Annotated in this window: 16 protein-coding genes and 2 pseudogenes; 7 read left to right on the top strand and 11 right to left on the bottom strand. The window is 66.8% G+C overall.

From position 1 onward, the window contains the following. Nucleotides 1–561 precede the first annotated feature (561 nt). Nucleotides 562–657: pseudogene (locus J1M43_RS03030) on the top strand (Fe-S cluster assembly protein HesB); the annotation flags it as partial. A 72-nt stretch (nt 658–729) separates the two neighbouring features. On the opposite strand, the gene J1M43_RS03025 reads toward J1M43_RS03030, so the two are convergent. Together J1M43_RS03025 and J1M43_RS03020 are read right to left on the bottom strand one after the other, a co-directional pair. Beyond that, nucleotides 730–1,113, bottom strand: a complete 384-nt coding sequence (locus J1M43_RS03025) for a type II toxin-antitoxin system VapC family toxin (RefSeq protein WP_033105822.1) — start codon at nt 1,111–1,113, stop codon at nt 730–732. After that, nucleotides 1,110–1,334 carry a hypothetical protein gene (locus tag J1M43_RS03020; RefSeq protein WP_033105821.1) on the bottom strand — a complete coding sequence of 75 codons (225 nt, stop codon included), beginning with the start codon at nt 1,332–1,334 and terminating at the stop codon, nt 1,110–1,112. The genes J1M43_RS03025 and J1M43_RS03020 overlap by 4 nt, the downstream gene beginning before the upstream one ends. A 164-nt stretch (nt 1,335–1,498) precedes the next feature. Here J1M43_RS03020 and J1M43_RS03015 point away from each other — a divergent pair. Then, nucleotides 1,499–1,594, top strand: a pseudogene (locus J1M43_RS03015) (Fe-S cluster assembly protein HesB); the annotation flags it as partial. Nucleotides 1,595–1,633: 39 nt separating this feature from the next. Here J1M43_RS03015 and J1M43_RS03010 read toward each other — a convergent pair. Next, the gene (locus J1M43_RS03010) at nt 1,634–1,984 is read right to left on the bottom strand and encodes a DUF86 domain-containing protein (RefSeq protein WP_033105820.1); all 351 of its coding nucleotides are present in this window, start codon (nt 1,982–1,984) and stop codon (nt 1,634–1,636) included. Further along, nucleotides 1,981–2,424 (bottom strand): XRE family transcriptional regulator, encoded by a 444-nt coding sequence (locus tag J1M43_RS03005; RefSeq protein WP_084595717.1) that lies wholly within the window; start codon nt 2,422–2,424, stop codon nt 1,981–1,983. Before J1M43_RS03005 ends, J1M43_RS03010 begins: the two co-directional genes overlap by 4 nt. Before the next feature lie 120 nt (nt 2,425–2,544). Between J1M43_RS03005 and J1M43_RS03000 the strand changes: the two genes are divergently transcribed. The 4 genes from J1M43_RS03000 (at nt 2,545) to J1M43_RS02985 (ending at nt 5,561) form a co-directional block, all read left to right on the top strand. Further along, nucleotides 2,545–3,117: an HhH-GPD-type base excision DNA repair protein gene (locus J1M43_RS03000; protein ID WP_206475706.1), complete on the top strand. Its 573-nt coding sequence runs from the start codon at nt 2,545–2,547 to the stop codon at nt 3,115–3,117. A gap of 76 nt (nt 3,118–3,193) precedes the next feature. Further along, complete coding sequence (locus tag J1M43_RS02995; RefSeq protein WP_033105819.1) at nt 3,194–3,661, top strand: SRPBCC family protein; 468 nt, start codon at nt 3,194–3,196, stop codon at nt 3,659–3,661. Beyond that, nucleotides 3,658–5,124, top strand: a complete 1,467-nt coding sequence (locus J1M43_RS02990) for an NAD(P)/FAD-dependent oxidoreductase (protein ID WP_033105818.1) — start codon at nt 3,658–3,660, stop codon at nt 5,122–5,124. The genes J1M43_RS02995 and J1M43_RS02990 overlap by 4 nt, the downstream gene beginning before the upstream one ends. 14 nt (nt 5,125–5,138) lie before the next feature. After that, the gene (locus J1M43_RS02985; RefSeq protein WP_206475704.1) at nt 5,139–5,561 is read left to right on the top strand and encodes a DUF1801 domain-containing protein; all 423 of its coding nucleotides are present in this window, start codon (nt 5,139–5,141) and stop codon (nt 5,559–5,561) included. A 7-nt stretch (nt 5,562–5,568) separates the two neighbouring features. Here the strand turns inward: J1M43_RS02985 and J1M43_RS02980 are convergent, their stop codons facing one another. The 7 genes from J1M43_RS02980 to J1M43_RS02950 all read right to left on the bottom strand — a co-directional run bounded on the left by J1M43_RS02980 (nt 5,569) and on the right by J1M43_RS02950 (nt 11,965). Continuing rightward, entirely contained in the window at nt 5,569–6,387 is an 819-nt protein-coding gene (locus J1M43_RS02980) for a serine hydrolase (protein WP_084595716.1), read from the bottom strand. A 5-nt stretch (nt 6,388–6,392) separates the two neighbouring features. Continuing rightward, entirely contained in the window at nt 6,393–7,778 is a 1,386-nt protein-coding gene (locus J1M43_RS02975) for a glycine--tRNA ligase (RefSeq protein WP_033106510.1), read from the bottom strand. A gap of 87 nt (nt 7,779–7,865) precedes the next feature. Continuing rightward, on the bottom strand, nt 7,866–8,531 hold the full coding sequence (locus tag J1M43_RS02970) for a YdeI family protein (protein ID WP_206475702.1): 666 nt from the start codon (nt 8,529–8,531) through the stop codon (nt 7,866–7,868). A gap of 102 nt (nt 8,532–8,633) precedes the next feature. Further along, complete coding sequence (locus J1M43_RS02965; protein WP_033105816.1) at nt 8,634–9,044, bottom strand: type II toxin-antitoxin system VapC family toxin; 411 nt, start codon at nt 9,042–9,044, stop codon at nt 8,634–8,636. Continuing rightward, nucleotides 9,041–9,304, bottom strand: a complete 264-nt coding sequence (locus J1M43_RS02960; protein ID WP_084595715.1) for a CopG family transcriptional regulator — start codon at nt 9,302–9,304, stop codon at nt 9,041–9,043. Before J1M43_RS02960 ends, J1M43_RS02965 begins: the two co-directional genes overlap by 4 nt. 48 nt (nt 9,305–9,352) lie before the next feature. Then, nucleotides 9,353–10,042 carry a GNAT family N-acetyltransferase gene (locus J1M43_RS02955; protein WP_033105814.1) on the bottom strand — a complete coding sequence of 230 codons (690 nt, stop codon included), beginning with the start codon at nt 10,040–10,042 and terminating at the stop codon, nt 9,353–9,355. A 102-nt stretch (nt 10,043–10,144) separates the two neighbouring features. Continuing rightward, nucleotides 10,145–11,965 carry a beta-galactosidase family protein gene (locus J1M43_RS02950; protein WP_200880977.1) on the bottom strand — a complete coding sequence of 607 codons (1,821 nt, stop codon included), beginning with the start codon at nt 11,963–11,965 and terminating at the stop codon, nt 10,145–10,147. Between the two features lie 141 nt (nt 11,966–12,106). Here J1M43_RS02950 and J1M43_RS02945 point away from each other — a divergent pair, with 141 nt between their 5' ends. Beyond that, nucleotides 12,107–13,549 (top strand): MFS transporter, encoded by a 1,443-nt coding sequence (locus J1M43_RS02945; RefSeq protein WP_206475700.1) that lies wholly within the window; start codon nt 12,107–12,109, stop codon nt 13,547–13,549. The last annotated feature ends 84 nt before the right edge of the window (nt 13,550–13,633 follow it).

Here is a 13,633-nt window from a genome sequence, read left to right as displayed (position 1 = left end):
CGCAGCACTCACCGTCGTCGCGCCAGCGCACACCAAATCAACGAACGCAGTACGAGTACCAGGCGGAAACAACTTGACCATGAAACGCTCCTTCATCAGAGCGTTGCTCCCACCATATGAATTTGCCAGGCATGCGGTGAGGGCGATCATTCTCGACGGTCAGGAAAACGTGTTGCTCTGCCGGTTTTGGCATTGCGTCGAGAGTTGCTCGAAGAGGCCGGCCTCACCGTGAACACCGACCCGCCTTACGTCTGGCGTCAGGAAGTCGTCACTGCGGATCCTGACGGGAAGATCGGAATCCTCAACGACTACGTCCTCGTGCGCACCGCTCACTTCGATCCTCGTGGCCTCTTGCCCGATGATGACATCGCTGCCGAAGGCATCGATGTCATGCGTTGGTGGGCGCTCTCGGACAGCGCCGCATACAGCGGACCGGACCTGTTTTCCCCTCGAAACCTCTCATCTCTTTTAAGCGATCTGATCGCTGGAGGTGTTCCCCGGACGCCGGTTCCACTCGGTCTTCGAGCCGATTCCGCGCCCGCCTGGTGCCACACTGGATGCATGGCCCTTCACATCACCGGAGACACCGCCGCCGACACCCTGCTGACGGAGAACCCGCTCGCTCTGCTGGTGGGGATGCTCCTCGACCAACAGGTTCGCTGACCATGTAGTGAACGAGTACCGGTGGGAAGTGACGGCCGAGTGGCCCCTCATTCGCCCGCGCGAAAATTACGGCAGCAGGGCACAATCCGGAGCGGATGCCGCGAGCCGGGCATCGAGAGTCAGCAGCGAGCACCGTGCCGCACGGGCGAGCACGACATACATGGCGTCATAGGCGCTGATGTTGTGCCGCAACGCGTACACAGCGGACAACATGGACATCATCGGCACCTGCTCGACGCCGAGCGCGTCGAACTCACGGAACGCGCGCGACGCCTGCTCATCGGTGATCTGCTGACTGAGGGACCATCCGCGGACCACGGAGGCGACTTCAGTCGTGAGATGCTGCGGCGCGAGCAGTTCGTGCCCGTCGATCAGCAGGGCGGCCCGCCGACCGGCTTCGGTTCCGAACAGGATCTCGGCGACCGCAGATGCGTCGACGACCAGTGTCATCGACCCGGCCGCTGCTCTGCGAGCACCAGCGCCGCCGGTTCGAGCGAGGCGACGTCACGGCTCGCGATCCGGTCCAGCAGTTCGGCTCGACTCGGACGCGTCGCGAGACGATCGAGCTCACGCAGCAGGTAGTCGCTCAGCGAGCGACCCTCGAGCGCGGCCTTCGCCTTGAGCGCTCGGCTCGTCTCATCGGAGACATTGCGAACCTGGATCGTCGTCATGCAATCAACATACGTCATATGCATCTTGCATGCAAGCATACCGACGCCCTTGAGCAGTCATCGGCCTTCACATGGTCGTGAACGCCTCACCGAAGCGCAACGCTGGTCCACAAGCGGATGGCCTCCTGTATGTTTTCAGCGCCACAAGGTGGCACCATGAAACCATGGCCCTTCACATCACCGGAGACACCGCCGCCGACACCCTGCTCACGAACAACCCGCTCGCGCTGCTGGTCGGGATGCTTCTCGACCAGCAGGTTCGCTGACCATGGGGTTCGTCCAGTGATGCAGATCTGTGGTCAATCATCGGTCGCTTCTACGAGGAGCGATGCGATCGCTGCACGCACGCGGGGAAGATCGACGTTGATGGTGGCCCACACCGCGTCGTAATCGGTCGCCTCGTAGTGATGTGCGAGCCGATCGCGCATGCGCTTGATGCTCGACCAGGGCACCTGCGGGTTCGCGACGATCGTTTCATCGCTCAGCCGCGCGACGTTCTCACCGATCTTGATGATGATCGATTCGGCCGCAAGTCCCGGTGTATTGAGATCGTCCGAGACGTACCACTCGTGGCCTCGACCGGCGAGTCGCGTGCCGTCGTCGCACAACCGCACGATCTCGCGCAGCGACCGTTCGTCCTTATCGTTCACGCGGCCACCGCTGACCGGAGGATCGGATGATCAGCGGGGAGCCCTCCGTCTGTGACCACGTCGACCGGAACCCCGAGCAGCTGTTCGGCTGCGAAGGCGAACTCGGCGATCGTCAGCAATCCGACGTCCGGTGAGCGGGCGACAAGGATATCGAGGTCGCTCTGCGTTGTGTCCGTGCCCTGCCCTGCTGAGCCGAACACGCGCACGTTGTTCAGCCCGTAGTCCGCAGCGAGCTCCTTGAGTTCGTCACGATGCTGTTCGAGCGCCTCGTGAGGCAAGGGGCGCATCGCCGAGCGCAACCTACCGAGCATCGCCGCCGACGGATTCCGCCGCCCAGACTCATAAGCGGCGACGTTTGGCTGCGCAACACCGCTGCGCCTCGCGAGCTGCGATTGGCTGAGTCCAGCCCGTTCGCGCAACTCGCGCAACGTTTCACTCATATCATGATGATATCGCGCCCATGGATTCCGGGCAAGGGCCCTGTCATGCAATCTCCGTCTCCGGAGACCAGCCCACTCGCGAGACTGTTCCATCCAGCGTCGATGCGAGAGACTATGGACATGGCTCTGCACATCACCGGCGACCCGGCCGCCGACGAACTGCTCACCGACAATCCCCTCGCCCTGCTCGTCGGGATGCTTCTCGACCAGCAGGTGCCGATGGAGACCGCGTTCGCCGGCCCGTTCAAGATCGAGCAGCGCACCGGATCAGTGGATGCCGCCGCCATCGCCGCCATGGATCCCGAAGCGTTCCTCGAGGCGTTCAAGCAGACGCCCGCCGTGCACCGGTTCCCCGGCTCGATGGCGACTCGCGTGCAGACGCTGTGCCAGGAACTCGTCGACGCCTGGGGCGGGGATGCCGCAGCACTGTGGACCCGCGACGACCCTGACGGTGCGGAGGTGCTGCGCCGCCTGAAGAAGCTGCCTGGCTTCGGCGAGCAGAAGGCGAAGATCTTCCTCGCGCTGCTCGGCAAGCAGTACGGGTTCACCGGCGCCGGCTGGCGCGAGGCATCTGCTCCGTACGGTGAGGACGGCTCTTACCGTAGTGTCGCCGACATCGTCTCGCCTGACTCTCTGACGAAGGTGCGCGAGCACAAGAAGGCGATGAAAGCGGCGGCGAAGGCAGCCGAGTAGACCGGGTGCTTGTCAAGGCCGGTCCAGCAGAAGATCCGATGACGCAGACTGGTCGCAGGCGATCCCGGGAGTGCGCATGTCGAGAAACGTCCGAAGGATGAACTGTCCGCCCGATGCGGTCTTCCGCGTGCTTGCTGACGGCTGGCTCTACCCGAGCTGGGTCGTCGGCGCATCGCGCATGCGCGACGTCGACGCCGCGTGGCCGCAGCCGGGTGCGCAGCTGCACCACTCGGTCGGGGTGTGGCCCGCCCTGATCGACGACACCACCAGCGCGGTCACCTGGGATCCTCCTCATCGCATGGTGATGACCGCTCGTGGCTGGCCGCTCGGCGAAGCTCGCGTGATGATCGACGTCAAGCCGTTCGGGAGCGGATGCCTGGTCCGCATCCAGGAGGAGGCCGTCAGCGGACCGGCGAAGGCCATCCCCCGCGTCATCTCGGACGTGCTTCTGCAGCAGCGCAACGCCGAGACGCTGCACCGGCTGGCATATCTGACTGAGGGATTCGCACCGGCGAACGCGGCATCCGACTCGGAGACCACATGACACCCCGCTCCTTCGATGTCGACGCCACCGTCGTCGGGGCCGGGCCCAACGGCCTCGCCGCCGCTGTCACACTCGCACGTGCGGGATTGTCGGTGCGGGTCTTCGAGCGTGCGGCACGCGCCGGCGGCGGCGCGGCGACCGAAGAACTCACTCTGCCCGGCTTCCACCACGACGTGTGCTCTGCGGTGCATCCGCTCGCGTTCGAATCCCGCTTCTTCCGCGAGTTCGGACTCCCCCGACGCGTGCCCTTCGCCGTGCCGGAGATCTCGTTCGCGCATCCGCTCGATGAAGGCAGGGCAGGGATCGCCTATCGGGACCTGGAGCGCACGGCGGAGAACCTCGGCGCGGACGGCAGGGCATACGCGAGCCTGATGCGTCCCCTGGTCGAGCGCTCCACGAGGGTCGCCGACTTCACCGGCGACACCCTCCTGCGCATCCCTCGTGACATCCCCACCGCTCTGGCCTTTGGGCTGGCGGCGATGGAACAGGGCAGCCCGCTGTGGAACGCGCGCTTCCGTGAGGATGCCGCCCCGGCCATGCTCACCGGTGTCGCATCGCACACGATCCTGCCGTTGCCAGGTCTGGCCAGCTCCGGCGCCGGGCTCGCCCTGACCGCTTACGCGCACGCGAAGGGGTGGCCGATTCCGATCGGCGGAAGCCAGAGCATCATCGACGCCATGGTCGACGACCTCGTCGCGCATGGCGGTGAGCTCGTGACCGATCATGAGGTGACTTCTCTCGACGAGCTGCCTGCGTCGCGCGTGACGCTGCTCGACGTCACACCGCGCGCGCTGAGCAGGATCGCCGCCGAGCGGATGCCGGACCGTTACCGTCGAGCGCTCGGTCGCTTCCGCTACGGCAACGCCGTGGCGAAGGTGGACTTCGCGCTCTCCGCTCCGGTGCCGTGGTCGCATCCCGAGCTCGGTCGCGCCGGAACCCTCCATCTCGGCGGCACGAGGGCCGAGATCGCGGCTGCTGAGAACGCCGTCGCGCACGGCACCCTCTCGGATTCTCCCTACGTGCTCGTCTCGCAGCCCTCGCTGTTCGACGACACCAGGGCGCCTGCCGGTCAGCACACGCTCTGGACGTACACGCATGTGCCGGCTGCGTCGCGCGCAGACAGGTCGGAGGCGGTCATCCGTCAGATCGAACGGTTCGCACCGGGCTTCCGGGACACGATCCTCGGAATTTCGTCGCGCACGGCGCTCGAGGTGGAGGGTCATAACCCGAACTACGTTCGCGGCGACATCTCCTCCGGCACGCCGGACCTCGCCCAGTTGCTGCGGCGCCCCGTGCTCAGCCCCGACCCGTGGCACACGCCGATGAAGGGCGTCTACCTGTGCGGCGCGTCGACGACTCCAGGCCCCGGAGTGCACGGGCTGGCGGGATGGCACGCGGCGCTGAGTGCGCTGCGGAATGACTTCGGCACCACAGCACTGCCCGACCTGTCACCGCGCTTCTGACGGAGAATGAGTTCATGAAGCAGACCGGTTCCAACGTCGCCGCCCTCATCGCCGCGGCGGCGCCCGCCAGCAGGCGAAGGGATGCCGAGACGCTGACTGCGCTGATGCAGGAGATCTCCGGCCGCGAGCCCGCCGTATGGGGCACGATCATCGGCTTCGGCTCGTGCCACTACCGCTACCCGACCGGCACCGAAGGCGACATGCCCATCCTCGCGTTCGCACCGCGCAAGGCCGCCTCCACGATCTATCTCGACGACACGGGGCGGCACGCAGGTGCACTTTCAAAGCTCGGTCCGCACACGCTCGGCAAGGGATGCCTCTACATCAAGGACCTCGAGAAGGTCGATCTCGATGTGCTCCGCGGCATCCTCGAGAACACTCTCGCGTGGACCGAAGCCGGTGGCGACGACTACGCGACGATCACCGTCACTGACTGACTGACGTTCAGCGGACGCCGTAGCGCGCGACGATCTCCTCGGTGAGAGGCGGCCAGATGCGCTTGTGCTCATCGCTGAAGGCGACGCCGGAGAGGAACGCCGCGCCGAGGTCACCAGCCCGGTCGATGAACAGGAAACTGCCCTGCCCACCGAAGTGCCCTGCGGTCTCGGGCGGAAGACTGTCGCTCAACCAGTGCGGACTCTTCGCACCCTTGAGCTCGAATCCGAGTCCCCACTGGTTGTCGTCGAACGAGCCGTATCCGGGCACGACGCCGCGCAGCCCGGATCGTGAGACCGAGAGCGCGAGGTCGCGCAACGCGACCGGGATCAACGCCGGTCGCAGCACTTCACGTGCGAAGGCCAGCAGATCTGCGATCGAGGCTCGATAGCCAGCGGACGGGCGACCGGTCACGTCGGTGTCATGCATGCCCAACGGCACGATGACTTCGCGGGCCAGCCACTCGGCGAACGGCATGCCGACGGACTCGCCCACGTGAGCTCCGAGTGCATCGAACCCGGCGTTCGAGTAGATGCGCCGCGTTCCGGGCGCTGCCTGCGTCTGGTCGCCCTCGAAAGGCAATCCACTGGTGTGGTCGAGCAGGTTCAGCAGCGTGGATCCCTCCGGCCCGACCGGCTCGTCGAGGTCGACGAGCCCCCGCTCGACGGCGATCAGCACGCCCCACGCAGATATGGGCTTGGAGACGGATGCCAGGGGGAGGGCGGCGCGCGGATCTCCCTGCACGGCGACGGCCTGCTCCGGGCCGGTCACCCCCACCAGCGCCGTGTGCGGGAAGCCGTCCGTCGCTGCGAAAGTCGTGGTCTCCACCGTGCTCAGGCGCCCTTGAGGCGCTCGGCCAGGTACTCGTGGAGCTTCTCGACGGGGATGCGCTCCTGCGCCATCGTGTCGCGATCGCGCACGGTGACAGCGTGGTCATCGAGCGAGTCGAAGTCGACCGTGACGCAGAACGGCGTGCCGATCTCGTCCTGACGGCGGTAGCGCCGACCGATCGCGCCGGCGTCGTCGAAGTCGATGGCCCAGCGTCCACGCAGCGAGTCGGCGACCTCACGAGCGAGCGGCGAGAGCTTCTCGTTGCGCGACAGCGGAAGGACCGCGACCTTGACCGGCGCCAGGCGAGGGTCGAGCTTCAGCACCGTGCGAGTGTCGGTGCCTCCCTTCGCGTTCGGCACCTCCTCCTCGACGTACGAGTCGACGAGGAACGCCATCATCGAGCGGGTGAGTCCGAACGAGGGCTCGATGACGTAGGGGGTGTAGCGCTCACCGGATGCCTGGTCGAAGTAGGACAGGCTCTGCCCGGAGGCCTCGGAGTGGCTCGAGAGGTCGTAGTCGGTGCGGTTGGCGACGCCCATGAGTTCGCCCCACTCCTTGCCGGGGAAACCGAAGCGGTACTCGAAGTCGATCGTGCCGGCCGAGTAGTGCGCCCGCTCGTCTTCGGGAACGTCGAAGCGGCGCATGTTGGCCGTGTCGATGCCGAGGTCTTCGAACCAGGCCCAGCATGCCTCGACCCAGTGCTCGAACCACTCCTGCGCCTCGGCCGGCGGCACGAAGTACTCGATCTCCATCTGCTCGAACTCACGCGTGCGGAAGATGAAGTTTCCCGGCGTGATCTCGTTGCGGAACGCCTTGCCGACCTGGCCGATGCCGAACGGCGGCTTCTTGCGGCTGGCTGTGAGCACGTTCGCGAAGTTCACGAAGATGCCCTGCGCCGTCTCGGGGCGCAGATAGAACAGTCCCGACTCGTCGTCGACGACGCCGAGGTAGGTCTTCACCAGACCCGAGAATGCCTTCGGCTCGGTGTACTGTCCCTTGTTGCCGCAGTTCGGGCATGGCACGTCCGCGAGGCCGTTCTCCGCCTTGCGGCCCTTGCGCGCCTCGAAGTCCTCGATGAGAGTGTCGGCACGGAAGCGCTTGTGACAGCTCAGGCACTCGACCAGCGGATCGGTGAACGTCGCGACATGGCCCGACGCCTCCCAGACACGCTTCGGAAGGATGATCGAGGAGTCAAGGCCCACCATGTCGCCGCGTCCGCGGACGAAGGTCTGCCACCACTGGCGGCGGATGTTCTCCTTCAGCTCCGTGCCGAGAGGACCGTAGTCCCACGCGGAACGCGAACCGCCGTAGATCTCACCCGCTTGGAACACGAACCCGCGGTGGCGGGCGAGGCTGATGACCTTGTCAAGACGGGACTGTTCGGCCACGGTGGCTCCAATGGTCGGGAGAGATTCGGATGCTGCGCGCGGACATGCCGCGGCATCCTCCATCCTATCCGCGCCGACGCGCCCGATTCAGCCCTCGACCGCGGCAGCGGCGGCAGCCGCGCGCACCAGCCATGCCGGGGTCTTTCCAGGTCGCGCGAAGGGCACGAGTCGCCCTGCCGCGCTCTCGGCCACGAGCTGCTCGGCCCGCGCGATGCGCGTCGCCGGACGCTTGGCGGTCGCGATCCAGTGGCGCACCGCCTTGCGGTAGCCCGCGGCCGCGGCGTCGAGAAACGCCTGCGCTGCGGCAGACGATTCGAGCACAGCCTGCACCTCGGGCTCGAGCTCCGCGTCGTCATTCTCGTGAGAATACGTTCCGGTTCGCTCTGCGCTTCGAGCCTCGAACGCTCCGAGGCCGGCGGATGCCATCCTCCCCTCGGCCACGAGTCGTTCGACGTGCCCCACATTGACCTTCGACCAGGTGCTGCCTGCCTTGCGGGGCGTCCAGCGCTGGCGACGCCGGTCATCGTCGATGGGCTGCGACACCGAATCGATCCATCCGAAGCACAGAGCCTCGGGAACGGCATCCGCCCACGTCAGACCCCGATCGGCGACGTGCGCCTTGCGCACCTCCATCCACAACTCCGACTCGGACGCGTGATGCCGTTCGAGCCAGGTGCGGAACTCCGCCGCGTCACGGAAGTACACCGCAGGCTTCTCCGCCGAACCACCCGACTGCCCCGCCTCATCGTCCATGGGAACAGGATGCCACGAGCCTCCGACACCTGTTCAGCGGTGCCGCCCGACGCGGCCGTCGAACCCGATCGCACCTGCCACTCTTCGTCGAACCAGAGACTGTCAGGACGGCATGCGCGCGACGATGCCGATCTCCTCGGATGCGGAGGCCAGCCGCTCGTCGTAAGTCCATAGCTCGTCCGCCCCGACTGCCACCGCCGTCGCGAGGTGTATCGCATCGAGGGACCGCAGAACAGGAGGCCCGATGATGCGGGCGCTCTCGAGGATCGGACCGGTCATCGGCGCGATGCCGATACCCTCCATGGCGAGGGCTGAGGCGACCGAGATCTGTCGTGGGTCGTGATCATCAAGTCGCACCCGCAACGCTCGAGACACCTCGACACGAGCAAGGGCGGAGGCGATGAGCAGATGTCCTCCTGCGACTGCCTGTGTAAGCGCGGTCGAAAGTGCGCCCTGGTGCTCCTCCTTCGAGACTCGCTTGACGAGCGCGCTCGAATCCACGTAGATGCTCACAGGCGATCCTCACGCAATTCCTCGAGGATCTGCGCCATCGTCTTCCCCGGAGGGGGAACGATTGTCGGCGTCACGGGCCGGTACGGGCGCTCAGGTGGAATCACCCAATCCGGGTACGGCGCTCCACGCTTGGCCTCGCCGATCCCGAGATGTTCATCGACAGCGCGTCGGAGGATCTCCTGCTGGCTGACGCCCGTGCGCTGCGACTCGACGCGCAGCGCTGCTGCCGCTTCATCGCTCAAACGCAGATTCATCGCCATGGGAAAATGGTACCAGAGCCGCAGGCAACTGGTACCAGAACCTTACACTCACTCGGTAAACAGGTATCCCTGCTCCACATCGAAACCGGCGACCCGAAGTCCGCGCCCGAGCAGCTCTTCCATCTCGCCGCGCAACCGGAGGCGCCACTCGTGTGCCGCGTCGGGGTCCGAAACCCGCATCCCCTCGACGTCCGATGGGATCTCGAGCGTCGCCTCGACGGCCTCGGCCGCCGGGTGCTTCGCGATGTCGGCGAGCGCCCACTCGACGTCGAGCCGGTCGCTCTCGTCACCGGCGTCCCCGCCTCCGAAGATGCCGTACTGGTTCACCGCGTATGCGGTCACCCTGGCGCCCAGCACGGTGAGGAAGAAGTGCGCGTTGCGTGCGACGAGCGGGTCGAAGGTCCACGTGATCCGGCCGACCTCCCGCGAGAACGCCCATTGGCGCTGGTGCTCTTTGAGCTCGCGGCCCCATCCACGGCCGCGGTACTCGGGGATCAGCGCAGTGATGTGCGAGTGCATCGTGCGCTGGCCCGGGACGCCGAAGAAGGCGACGGATGCCCCGACCATGCGCTCCGATCCGTCTTCGTCGTCGAACAGCCCGACGACGTAGTTGCCGGATTGCTGCAGCGCGCGCAGCGTGCCGGCATCGATGACCCGCTCGGGCCCGCGGATGGAATCCAGCAGGGACTGCGCCTCGATGATGAGTTCAACGGTGTCCAGGTCACGTATGGTTCGCACGCACCCAGTCTGCCCCTCCTCCGCCTCGTTCGGAAACGAAGAAGCGGATGCGGAACCGGCTGAACCGGATCGCTGCCGCGACGACAGCCAGGCGAGCAGCGATCAGGACCCGACGAACTCCTCGGTCGGACCGAAGTCCGGGCTCTCGCGCACTTCGACCGTGGGCCCCAGCTCATCAGTGTCGAGCACGACGATCTCGTTCGCTCCCGCTTTCCAGAGCGGGCCCGGGGCATAGAGCGTCTGCTGCGGACCGACCTTCCAATAGCGGCCGAGCAGGAATCCGTTCAGCCAGACCATGCCCTTGGCGCCGCCGGGGAAGGCGAGCCACGCGTCCGCCGGAGTTTCGACGTCGATGGCCGCACGCGCGACGCCTGCATCGTCGGCCGCGCTCTTCGCCGGCACCTCGGCGGGGGCCACCGCATCCGCCGCTTCCCGCGCACCCGCGGAAGGCACCCCGTCGCGCGGAAGCGCACGGTGCGTCCAGCCGTGCACGTACCGGCGGCCGTTGATGCGCACCCCGTGCATGATGCCCTTGCCCTCGCCTGTGCGTGGGCCGTAGTTGATGCGTCCGAGGCTCTCGACCACGATCGTCAGCGTCGCCCGGCGCGCCGCGCCCGGTAGCGCCAGCGACAGCCGCCTATCGCGCTCCAGCGTTCCGATGCGCTCGTCGTCGATGAAGACCGTCGCGCGGTCGTGCAGCGTGTCGATGTCGACCGTCGCATCCGCCGGCACATCGATGTGCGCCTGGTACACGACGATGCCGTCCTCCACGCCGAGCTGTTCGAAGGTCTGCGGCAAGGGAGTGGACTCGCCCACCACAGGCAGCGATCCGGCGAACGCGCGCAACGAGGCCACCGGGCGCAACGGCGCCGCCTGAGCGGTCTGCATCGGTGCCGGTGCGGGGCGCTCCGGCAGCTCGCCGTCGTGGAACGGCGCGAACGCGGCGCGCAGCGCCTCGAACTTCGCGTTCAGCGCTCCGCCCTCGCCGATCGGCGCATCCGAGTCGTAGCTGGTGATGGTCGGCTGCAGCGCGCCGTCATGATTGGCGCCGTTCCACAGCCCGAAGTTCGTGCCGCCGTGCGCCATGTAGACGCTGACGGATCCACCGGCCGCGAGCAGTTCTTCGACCGTGCCGATCATGCTCTGCGCCGAGCGCACGTGATGCTGCTCCCCCCAGTGATCGAACCACCCGCCCCACAGCTCGCTGCACATGAGGGCGTCCTCTTGAAGACGCAGCTCCTGCGCGGTGGAGACACCGGTGCCGAAGGTGAACGTGGGCAGCGCGCCGGCCACCGAGCCGTGCGTGACCATGTCGGGGGTGATGCCGTCAGCCGTCGTCAGCAGCTCCACGATGCCGCGTGTGAGCAGCGCATCGCGCTGGTGCTCGAGGTATGCGCGGTCACTCCCGTATGAGCCGTACTCGTTCTCGATCTGCACGGCGACGATCGGCCCGCCGAACGCGGCCTGCAGCGGCACGATGCGCGGGATCAGCGCGTCATACCAGCGGTCGACGGCGGCCAGGTACGCCGGATCGCTCGTTCGGAGGGCGCTCACCCGTCCGGTCAGCCAGAACGGCAGCCCGCCGTTCGACCACTCGGCGCAGATGTAGGGGCTCGGGCGCAGGTAGACATCGAGTCCGACCTCACCCGCGAGTCGGATGAATGCTTCCAGGTCGCGCCAGCCGTCGAAACGGGGCTCACCTTCGGTGCGCTCGTGGAAGTTCCAGGCCACGTACGTGTCGACCGTGTTCGCACCCATCGCGGCGAGGCGGCGCAGGCGGTCCTCCCATTGGGCGGGATGCACCCGGAAGTAGTGCAGCGCCCCCGCGAGGATCCGATACGGCCGCCCGTCTCGGAAAAGCTGCCCCTGCCGTGATGTAATCGCCGGAGCGATGTCCGGCGACGACGAGGATGCGTGGTTCAAGAGGACTCCTGCGTGACTCTCGCTCCGACGCTGCGGAGTGCGGACGGATGCATGCGTGCGCAGCCGCGCATGACTCTACCGGACGGCCTCGATCTCGCTCCGACGCGCCAAACCCGTGCCGGGCTCCGATAGCCTTGCACGGTGGGAGACAGAGACGACAGAGCCAGGAAGCGCCTCTCCCGCACCCCGAATCGTGGCCTCACGGTCGCTGTGCTCGCCTTCGCCGGCCTCTGCGCGTCATTCATGTTCACATTGGTCGTGCCACTGCAGGCCGAGCTGCCCACGCTTCTGAACGCCTCTCGCGAGGACACCACCTGGGTCGTCACGATCACACTGCTCGTCGCGGCCATCGCGACCCCGATCTCCGGGCGCCTCGGCGATATGTACGGCAAGCGTCGCGTCATCGTGGTGCTGCTGGCGGCGCTCATCGTCGGCTCGGTGATCGCCGCGCTGTCCGGATCGATCGTCGGCGTGATCATCGGCCGCGCACTGCAGGGCGGCGTCACCGGCGTCATCCCGCTCGGCATCGCGATCATGCGCGACATCCTCCCGACGAACCGACTCGGCACCGCCGTCGCCCTGATGAGTGCGACCATGGGCGTCGGCGGTGCGCTCGGGATGCCGCTGGCCGCGTATCTCGCTCTGAACGCAGACTGGCACTCGCTGTTCTGGCTCGCCGCCGGTCTCGGCGTCGTAGGGCTCATCCTGGTTCTGCTGTTCGTCCCGGAGGACGTGCTTCTCTCCCCCGGTCGCCTCGACGTGCTCGGCGCCATCGGGCTCGCGATCGGGCTGACCGGCCTGCTGCTGTACGTATCCCGGGGAGCACAGTGGGGATGGACGTCGCCCATCGGGCTCACGCTCCTCATCGGCGGGGTGCTCGTACTGCTGATCTGGGGTTGGTATCAGCTGCGCACGAAGGATCCGCTGCTGGATCTGCGCGTGGCGGCACGGCCAGCCGTGCTCTTCACGAACATCGCCGCGATCGGCATGGGCTTCGCGCTGTTCGGATCGAACGTCACTTTCCCGCAGATGCTCGAACTGCCGGTGGAGACGGGCTCAGGCTTCGGCCTCGACATGGTCACCGCAGCCTTCATCGTCATGCCCGCCGGCCTGGTGATGATGATGATCTCGCCACTCTCCGGATGGCTCGAGCGCACAATCGGTCCGCGCCCGTTGTTCACCGGCGGCGCCTTCGCGATCGTGCTGGCATACGTCTACGTGCTCATCTGGTCAACCGAATGGTGGAACATCCTCGTCGCGAACGCGATCATCGGCGTCGGCATCGGGTTCACCTTCGCAGCCATGCCGATGATCATCATGCGCGCGGTCCCCGCGAACGAGACGGGTGCATCGAACGGACTGAACGCGCTGTTCCGCTCGGTGGGCACCTCCAGCGCGTCGGCGGTCATGGGTGCGGTGCTGGCCGCGATGAGCGTCGAGGTCGATGGCGTCGCCGTACCCACACGTGAGGCGTTCAACGTCTGCTTCTGGCTCGCCATCATCGCCGCCATCATCGCCGTGGTGCTGTCGCTGTTCATCCCGAAGACCCGCACCGCCGAACCGCGTCCGTCACTCCCGAACTGAACCACGCACTCCTACGCCGTCATCGCGTCGGTGCGGGGTCCAGTCGTCCATCCGTCGAGGCTACCTGGGTGCAGATGTCAGCAG

Origin of the sequence: Microbacterium sp. KRD172 (assembly GCF_017168295.1) — a bacterium.
Lineage (GTDB): Bacteria > Actinomycetota > Actinomycetes > Actinomycetales > Microbacteriaceae > Microbacterium > Microbacterium profundi.
This window is presented reverse-complemented; position numbering and strand designations above follow the sequence as displayed.

Bases quoted from the DNA above. Each gene is read 5' to 3' on its own strand.
- J1M43_RS03000 (WP_206475706.1), top strand. From the start codon at position 2,545: ATGGCTCTGCACATCACCGGCGACCCGGCCGCCGACGAACTGCTCACC.
- J1M43_RS03025 (WP_033105822.1), bottom strand. From the start codon at position 1,113: ATGACACTGGTCGTCGACGCATCTGCGGTCGCCGAGATCCTGTTCGGA.
- J1M43_RS02970 (WP_206475702.1), bottom strand. From the start codon at position 8,531: ATGGACGATGAGGCGGGGCAGTCGGGTGGTTCGGCGGAGAAGCCTGCG.
- J1M43_RS02960 (WP_084595715.1), bottom strand. From the start codon at position 9,304: ATGGCGATGAATCTGCGTTTGAGCGATGAAGCGGCAGCAGCGCTGCGC.
- J1M43_RS02995 (WP_033105819.1), top strand. From the start codon at position 3,194: ATGTCGAGAAACGTCCGAAGGATGAACTGTCCGCCCGATGCGGTCTTC.
- J1M43_RS03005 (WP_084595717.1), bottom strand. From the start codon at position 2,424: ATGAGTGAAACGTTGCGCGAGTTGCGCGAACGGGCTGGACTCAGCCAA.
- J1M43_RS02990 (WP_033105818.1), top strand. From the start codon at position 3,658: ATGACACCCCGCTCCTTCGATGTCGACGCCACCGTCGTCGGGGCCGGG.
- J1M43_RS02985 (WP_206475704.1), top strand. From the start codon at position 5,139: ATGAAGCAGACCGGTTCCAACGTCGCCGCCCTCATCGCCGCGGCGGCG.
- J1M43_RS03020 (WP_033105821.1), bottom strand. From the start codon at position 1,334: ATGACGACGATCCAGGTTCGCAATGTCTCCGATGAGACGAGCCGAGCG.